General features: G+C 52.5%; 1 protein-coding gene. It reads right to left on the bottom strand.

Translation table 11 applies throughout. The annotated features are described in order from the left end of the window. Positions 1-4: 4 nt before the first annotated feature. Positions 5-383, bottom strand: a 379-nt coding sequence (locus PUR61_RS01070) for a hypothetical protein (protein ID WP_329874649.1), incomplete at its 5' end; no start/stop codon positions are given.

A 383-nucleotide genomic window follows, 5' to 3' on the forward strand; every position in this document is an offset into this window, starting at 1 on the left:
GTGCCTAGATCCTCTGACACGCATCGCCTCCACGCTCCGTCACCGGCCCCCCGGTCGGAGGTTGGATGTAGCGACCCCCCTTGGTCCCCCCACCCCCCCCCGCCCCCCCCCCCCCGGGCCACACCCCCCAAAAAAAAAAACCCCCCCAGCCCCCCCCCCCCACCCCAAAACAAACCACCAAAACCCAAAAACAACCAAAAAAAAAACAAAAAAAACCCCCCAAAAAAACCCAAAAAAACACAAAAAAACGAAAACACAAAACCAACAAAAAAAAAAAAAAAAAACAAAAAAAAAAAAAACAAAAACCAAAACCAACACCCCACCCCCCCCCCCCCCCCCCACCACAAAAAACACAAACCCACAAACACCCAACCACCACACAC

Source organism: Streptomyces sp. BE20, assembly GCF_036322525.1.
Classification (GTDB): Bacteria; Actinomycetota; Actinomycetes; order Streptomycetales; family Streptomycetaceae; genus Kitasatospora.